General features: G+C 73.9%; 7 protein-coding genes and 2 pseudogenes. 3 read left to right on the top strand and 6 right to left on the bottom strand.

Features of this window, described 5'->3' with window-relative positions; genetic code table 11:
• A pseudogene (locus tag ACOV8S_RS24855) lies at nt 1-449 on the top strand (hypothetical protein); the annotation flags it as partial.
• A 388-nt stretch (nt 450-837) separates the two neighbouring features.
• Nucleotides 838-1,488, top strand: coding sequence for a Tat pathway signal sequence domain protein (locus ACOV8S_RS24850; RefSeq protein WP_448320432.1), 651 nt, complete (start codon nt 838-840; stop codon nt 1,486-1,488).
• A 293-nt stretch (nt 1,489-1,781) separates the two neighbouring features.
• On the opposite strand, the gene ACOV8S_RS24845 is transcribed toward ACOV8S_RS24850, so the two are convergent.
• Both ACOV8S_RS24845 and ACOV8S_RS24840 read right to left on the bottom strand, forming a co-directional pair.
• A complete protein-coding gene (locus tag ACOV8S_RS24845) occupies nt 1,782-2,291 on the bottom strand; it encodes a DUF402 domain-containing protein (RefSeq protein ID WP_448320430.1) in 510 nt (169 codons plus the stop codon).
• Complete coding sequence (locus ACOV8S_RS24840) at nt 2,272-3,201, bottom strand: N-acetyltransferase family protein (RefSeq protein WP_448320429.1); 930 nt, start codon at nt 3,199-3,201, stop codon at nt 2,272-2,274. Before ACOV8S_RS24840 ends, ACOV8S_RS24845 begins: the two co-directional genes overlap by 20 nt.
• A gap of 76 nt (nt 3,202-3,277) precedes the next feature.
• On the opposite strand from ACOV8S_RS24840, the gene ACOV8S_RS24835 reads away from it, so the two are divergent.
• On the top strand, nt 3,278-3,667 hold the full coding sequence (locus tag ACOV8S_RS24835; RefSeq protein ID WP_448320427.1) for a GntR family transcriptional regulator: 390 nt from the start codon (nt 3,278-3,280) through the stop codon (nt 3,665-3,667).
• 13 nt (nt 3,668-3,680) lie between these two features.
• On the opposite strand, the gene ACOV8S_RS24830 is transcribed toward ACOV8S_RS24835, so the two are convergent.
• The 4 genes and pseudogenes from ACOV8S_RS24830 to ACOV8S_RS24815 all read right to left on the bottom strand — a co-directional run.
• The gene (locus tag ACOV8S_RS24830) at nt 3,681-4,433 is read right to left on the bottom strand and encodes a DUF72 domain-containing protein (RefSeq protein WP_448320425.1); all 753 of its coding nucleotides are present in this window, start codon (nt 4,431-4,433) and stop codon (nt 3,681-3,683) included.
• Between the two features lie 15 nt (nt 4,434-4,448).
• On the bottom strand, nt 4,449-5,555 hold the full coding sequence (locus ACOV8S_RS24825) for a DUF5925 domain-containing protein (RefSeq protein WP_448320423.1): 1,107 nt from the start codon (nt 5,553-5,555) through the stop codon (nt 4,449-4,451).
• Nucleotides 5,556-5,683: 128 nt separating this feature from the next.
• Complete coding sequence (locus tag ACOV8S_RS24820) at nt 5,684-6,445, bottom strand: polysaccharide deacetylase family protein (RefSeq protein WP_448320451.1); 762 nt, start codon at nt 6,443-6,445, stop codon at nt 5,684-5,686.
• A 126-nt stretch (nt 6,446-6,571) separates the two neighbouring features.
• Nucleotides 6,572-6,698: pseudogene (locus ACOV8S_RS24815) on the bottom strand (polysaccharide deacetylase family protein); the annotation flags it as partial.

Here is a 6,698-nt window from a genome sequence, read left to right as displayed (position 1 = left end):
AGGTCGAGCCGGCCGGTCCGATCAAGAACTTCGTGCCGCTGGCCGTCGGCAGCGACCACCCGCTGTTCGAGATGCCGATCAAGCTGAAGGTGATCCACCCGCTGCTCGGATCGCGTTGCTACGTGGGCTCCGACGCCAAGCCCATCGTGCTGCGGGCCTCCTCGCCCGGCGCCCCGGAGCTCTCCTTCGAGGGCGACCCCAACGGGCACCCGACCATGGTGCTCAAGGTCAGCAACGGCACCCTCACCGACTCCTCGGTGGCCATTCCCGGCGCCAGCCGCTGCGGCCTGCTGGGGCTGGGGGAGAGCAACTGGATCGTGAACTCGCTCTTCGACCTGCCGGCCGAGGGCGGGAAGAACGCGGTCACCTTCACCGGCGTCGACACCACGATCGCCATCGACGACAGCCTGGCCTCGCTCACCGCGGCACTGAACGACGCCCGCGGCTGACGACCGGACGGAGACCCGTCGGGGCGGGGCCGTGTGCCCCTGCCCCGACGGGCGCTCCGCCCTGCCCGACGTGCGGGCCGAGCGTCCGGAGATCACCCGACGACACGTCCACACTCCACGCATGAACTGGGATTACCCCGGGTAACAAAAACCCGGCGGACCTCTTGACCGCCCGTAGCGCCACGGTTACAAAACCTAGGGAAGAATGCGGTCGACTTCTCCCGCCCCGTCCTCGGCGGGGTGGAAGGCCCGCAGCGAACGACGCCACCGAACTCTCACCGCGGGCCCGGTCCCACACCGCGTGTGAGCAGACGGCGGTGACGGGGCGGCACCCGCGTCACCGCCGTGCGCACCCCCCGATATCCATCCCCCATGGAAGGAATCCGTCATGCGCAATCGTCGTACCGCCTTACTCGCCACCGCCGCCCTCGCCGGCGCCGCCTCGCTCTGCGGCGTCTCCGCGACCGCGACCGCCGCGCCGACAGCCACCTCGGTCCTGACGTACGACGCCACCGGCACCAACGTCCCGGTCGGAGCCAAGCTGACCGCGTCCCTGGCCGCCGGCACCACGGCCAAGCTCACCACCACGGCGAGCGGCAGCACCGGCGTCACCTGCAGCGGCTCCGCCATCGAGGCCACCGTCGCGACCAACCCGACAGCGCCGGGCACGGCCACCGAGAACAACGTGAAGCAGACCTTCAACGCCGCCACGTGCACGTCGAACATCTTCGGCACCACCGGCGTCAACTCCATCACCATCTCGCCGCTGCTGACCGCCTCGGTCACCTCCGCCGGGGTGCTCACGGTGAACGGCCCGATCACCGCCACCGCGGTGCTGAAGAGCGTCTTCGGCAACGTCAACTGCGTGTACTCCGCCGCCTCGATCAGCGGGACCACGAACAACGCCGACGACTCGATCAACTTCAGCAACCAGCTGCTCACCAAGACGAGCGGGTCGACCACCTGCCCGTCCAGCAGCTACTTCACCGCCAAGTACGCCCCGGTCACCGGACCGGGCGGAGCGGTGTCGGTCAACTGACCAGCGCCTGAACCGGAACCGTGAGGTTCCCGGGCCGCCCCCGCGAGCGAGCAGCACGGCTCGCCGGGGGCGGCCTCGGTCCGGGGCGGACCGCCGCACGGGCCCTAGGGCCTGTCCGGCGGATCTTGCACGTGGGTCGCGGGGTCTGGCACGCACGTCTGCGGCGTTGTCGTCGGTCGACGACGCTCCGCGTCGCCTCCCTCCTCCGCCTTGCAGCCGCACGCACCAGACCCCGCTCAGGGCGGCTGACGAGCGAACCGGCAGCAAGAACGGCAAGATCCGCCGGACAGGCCCTAGGCCAGCAGGGCCTCCAGGCCGCCCGCCCGGGCCAGCCGCTCCAGTTCGTCCAGGGCGGCCTCGGCCTCGGCGGCGGCGTGCGGGTCGCGCTCACGCAGACCGCTCGCGGCGAACTCGTCCTCGTCCAGCCGCAGCACCCTCGCCCCGTCGCCGGACACCCACAGGTCCAGGTCGAGGTCCTCCACGACCACCTCGCCGCCGGCCCGCTCCGCGGGGCGGGTCACGTCGCAGTACCAGCCCTTGAGGACGCCGGAGGGGTCGCGGACCTCCTTCACCGAGTACCAGCGGTCCCGCCAGTACCACTCGGTGAACACGTCGTGCGGCTCGAACCGCACGAAGCCGAAGTCGCGGACGCCCTCGCCGGCCCACTCCGCGCGGACGGCGATCCGCACGCCGTCGTCGGAGAGCAGGTCCGCGGGGTAACTGATCTTCAGGCGGCCCGCCTTGCGCAGCACCACCTCGACCTGCTGCGGACCCGCCCCGTCCTCAGCCGAGTTCGCGGACATGGTGCACCTCCTGTGCGCAGACCTCGTACCCCAGCCACCGGTTGACCGCGAGCATGGCGTCGTTCCCGGCGTCGTTGCCGGTGTGGGCCTCGGTGAAACCGGCCGCCCGCGCGCGGTGCAGCGAGTCGGCCTTCACCAGCTTCGCCAGCCCCCGGCCGCGATGGGCGCGGGCCGTGCCGGTCATACCCGTGCCGTAACGGGTGCCGCCGTCCGTGCGGACCGCGGTGAACGCCACCGGGCGGCCGTCCGCGACGGCGACGGTGGTCAGGTCGTGGCGCAGGAGCGGATGGCGCCAGGTCTCGTCGAGCCAGGTCCCGTAGTCGTCGAGCAGGTGGTTCACGTCGCCGGGTTCGTCGGCGGTGCACTCGGCGTCCAGCGCGAAGAGGGGCCGCGGATCGTCGGCGAAGTCGGCGGCGGTGCGCAGCTCGACGCCCGGGGGCGGTGCGGGCACCGGGGCAAGTTCCGCCTTGGCCAGGTCCAGGCGCAGGAACTGGGCGGTGCTGCCGGGGCGGTAGCCTCGGCGCTCCGCGAAGACGCGGTCGGCGGGCTCGTCCAGGACCCAGGTGAACACCTGGTGCGCGCCCAGGGCGGCGAGCCGCTCCTCGCCGGCCTGCACCAGGGCGGTGCCCGCGCCACGCCCGGTGCGGTCCGGGCGGACGTAGACGTTGAGCAGCGCCTGCCCGGGCTCCGGGCTGTCGTGCGCCAGGGAGAGCTGGGCGGTGCCGATCGGCTCGCCGTCCTCCTCCGCCAGGAGGGCGGTGTGGTGCGCGTCCGGATGGAGACGGGCCAGCACGTGCTCGACGGAGTCAGCGGTGAAGAAGACATAGGGGAGGGCCAGCATCCGGATCCGGGCGAAGGCCTCGGCGTCGCCGCGGTTCCCCGGCCTGAGGGCGCGTACCGATACGGTCATGGCGGGGACGGTACGCGAGGGGCCCGGGGGCCGCCCTTCATTTTCCGGGCGTGGCCCGGTGGTGCAGAATCCGGGTGTGAGCAGCCTGAGGATCCGCATCGACGACCGAGCCGGCAGCCTGCCGCCCTACGAGCAGGTGCGGGCGCAGATCTCCGAACAGGCGCGGTCCGGCGCCCTCCCCGTGGGACACCGGCTGCCGACCGTGCGGGGGCTCGCCGAGACGCTCGGGCTGGCCGCCAACACCGTGGCCAAGGCCTACCGGGCGCTGGAGGCGGACGGGGTGATCGAGACCCGCGGCCGCAACGGCACCTTCGTGGCCGCAGCGGGAGCTGCGGCCGAGCGCGCGGTGGCCGCCGCCGCCCGGGAGTTCGCCCGGACGGCGCGCCGGCTCGGGCTGGACGCCGACGCCGCGCACCGGGCCGCCGCGGACGCGGTCCGGGCGGTGTACGAGGGGCCCGCCGCGTAGCCGGACGAAGACTTCAGCGCGGCGTACGCGTCACGTCCAGGCCCTCCGAGCGGGCCGCGCGGGCGAAGCGGACGGCGTCGTGGACGGCGGCTCCGCCGGGGTCGTTGTTGAAGTAGGCGTACAGGTCGCCCGCGGGCCAGGTGGCGGCGGAGCGCTCGGCCCAGGTGCGCAGGGCACGGGCGCCGTACCGCGGCCACGGGCGGGCGCGGCCCTCGTGGAGCCGCAGGTAGCCCCAGTCCGCGGTCCGCCACAGCGGGGTCACCGGACGGGAGCCGCGGTCCGCCCAGCACAGGGCCGCGCCGTGGGCCTCCAGCACCGACCGCACCCGGTCCGTCCACCACGAGTCGTGCCGCGGCTCCACCGCCACCCGCACCCCGGAGGGGAAGCGGGCCAGGCAGTCCTCGAGCAGCGGCGCATCGGCGCGCAGGGTCGGCGGGAGCTGCAGGAGCACCGGACCGAGCCGCTCCCCGAGGCCGTCCGCGTGGGACAGCAAGCGTTCCACCGGCTCCGCGGGGTCCTTGAGCCGCTTCACGTGGGTGAGGAAGCGGCTCGCCTTCACCGCGACCGTGAAGTCCGCCGGCGTCCGCTCCCGCCAGCCGGCGAAGGTCTCGCGGGACGGCAGCCTGTAGAAGGCGTTGTTGCTCTCCACCGTGGCGAACCGGGCGGCGTACTCCTCCAGCCACCGGCGCATCGGCGTGCCCTCCGGGTAGAGCACGCCGCGCCAGTCCTTGTACTGCCACCCGGAGGTGCCAACGAAGACGGTCATACCGCCATCAAAGCACTACAGGTAGAGCCCCGCGTCCTCCCCGGCCCGCGGCTCGGGCAGAGCCGTCGGCGAGGTGCCGCGCCGCAGCGCGTACAGCTCGGCCAGGGTGGCCCCGTCGCGGCCGATGCCCTCCTCGGTGCCGAGCCACTCCACCGACTCCCGCCGGGTCAGCGGGCCGACCTCGATCCGCGCCAGGCAGCGGCCGGGACGCACCACGGCCGGGTGCAGGCGCTCCAGGTCCTCGTTGGTGGTGATGCCGACCAGCACCTTGCGGCCCTGCCCGAGCAGACCGTCCGTCAGGTTCAGCAGCCGGGACAGCGCCTGGCCCGCCACGTGCTTGGCCTCGCCGCGGACCAGCTCGTCGCAGTCCTCCAGCAGGAGCAGCCGCCAGCGGCCCTCGCCGTCCTCGTCATCGTCGTCGTCGCCGATGGCGATGTTCATCAGGTAGCCGGCGTCGGAGAACAGCAGCTCCGGGTCGAGCACGCAGTCCACCTGGCACCAGTCCCGCCAGGAGCGGGCCAGGGTGCGCAGCGCCGTGGTCTTGCCGGTGCCGGGCGGGCCGTGCAGCAGCAGGAGACGCCCGGAGATGTCCTCGGGGGTGGTCTTCATCAGCGAGTCCATCGCCCCGGCCACCGGAGCGGTGTAGTTGACGCGGACCTCGTCCCAGGTGGCGGCGGAGATCTGCCGGGTGATGCGCAGCGGCCCGCGGCGCGGGGAGAGGTGCCAGAACCCCATGGTCACCTCCTCGGGGACCGGTTCCGGCTCCATCTCCACGCCGTCGGTGCAGCGGTGGATCACCGAGTGCGCCAGTTCCTCGCTGACCGCCGTCACCGAGACGTGGGTGCCGGTGCCCCACTGGGCGGTGGAGACCCGCAGGGTCCAGCCGTCGCCCTCGGCCAGGGTGGAGCGCTGCTTGTCGCTGCTGGCCTGCCGCACGACGCGGGCCTCGGAGGGCACCAGCTGGGCCCCGGGGCGGACCCGGTCGAGGCTCACCGTCCGGGAGTACGGCTGCTCGCCGGTGGTGAAACGCTGCAGGAACAGGGCGTCGATGACGTCGATCGGGGAGTCGCCGTCGTCCAGGGCGAGCCGGATGGGCACAAGGGCGTGAGGGTCTTCGGCCATGGGCTCATGATCCGTGGGATCGGCTGCGAGCGCACGGCAATTCCTGTATTGCCGGCCCGCATCGCCACAGCTCGCCCGCGTCGCGGCGGCGCGCGGGACGCACTCCGGGCGCCCCGCGCACCTCCCCGTCAGCCCGTGCGCGGCACGAGCCGCCGAGCCGCGCGGACCGCCGCGTACCCCCGGGTGAGACAGCGGTCCACGGCGAAGTTCCGGGCCAGCTCGCGCCCGTGCAGCAGCCGCAGGAACTCCTCGGCCCCGGTCCGCCGCCGCACCGTCACCCGGCGCAGGGCGTAGGGGCCCTGCCGGCGCCGGGCCAGGCCGTTGCCGACGGCGAGGGCCTGGGCGAAGCCGGCGTCCCGCACCGCCTGCCGGACCCGGCGGGTGGAGTGCCCGTAGGGGTGGGCGAACGAGGCGGGCGGGACGCCCAGTTCGGCGGCGACGATCTCCCGGCACAGCCCCAGCTCACGGCGCAGCGCTCCCTCGCCGACCAGGTCGAGCGGGGGATGGGTGTGGCTGTGCCCCCCGATCTCCACCCCGTGGGCGGCGAGTTCGCGGACCTGGTCCCAGTCCAGCATGGCGTCGGGGGCGCCCCCGGTGTCGTACGCCCCGCGCAGCCAGCCGGTGGTGACGAAGACGGTGGCCGGGAAGCCGTGCCGGGCCAGCTCCGGCAATGCGTGCCGGTGGACGCCCTCGTAGCCGTCGTCGAAGGTGATCAGCACGGGCCGCCGCGGGAGCGGCTTGCCCAGGCGCCAGGCGGCGGCCAGGGCGGCGGTCCCCACCGGGGTGAAGCCCTCCGCCGCGATCACCGCCAGCTGGCCGGCGAACGCCGCCGGGGTGACCGACAGCCCCCGCGTCGCCGGGTCCGGGTCCTGGGCGACCGCGTGGTACATCAGCACCGGGACCGCCAGGCCCGGGTACGTGGGCGCCGGTCCGCGTTCCCCGTGCGCCGCCCCGTCCGGGTGCACCTCGTGCTCAGGCATGGCCGGGCGCCCTCCCCGCCGCGGTGGGGGAGGGCGGGTGTCGTACGCCCCGCGCAGCCAGCCGGTGGTGACGAAGACGGTGGCCGGGAAGCCGTGCCGGGCCAGCTCCGGCAATGCGTGCCGGTGGACGCCCTCGTAGCCGTCGTCGAAGGTGATCAGCACG

This window comes from Streptomyces sp. CO7 (assembly GCF_053474865.1).
Note: the sequence above shows the minus strand (reverse complement) of the source record. Positions and strands in the feature narration are given on the sequence as shown.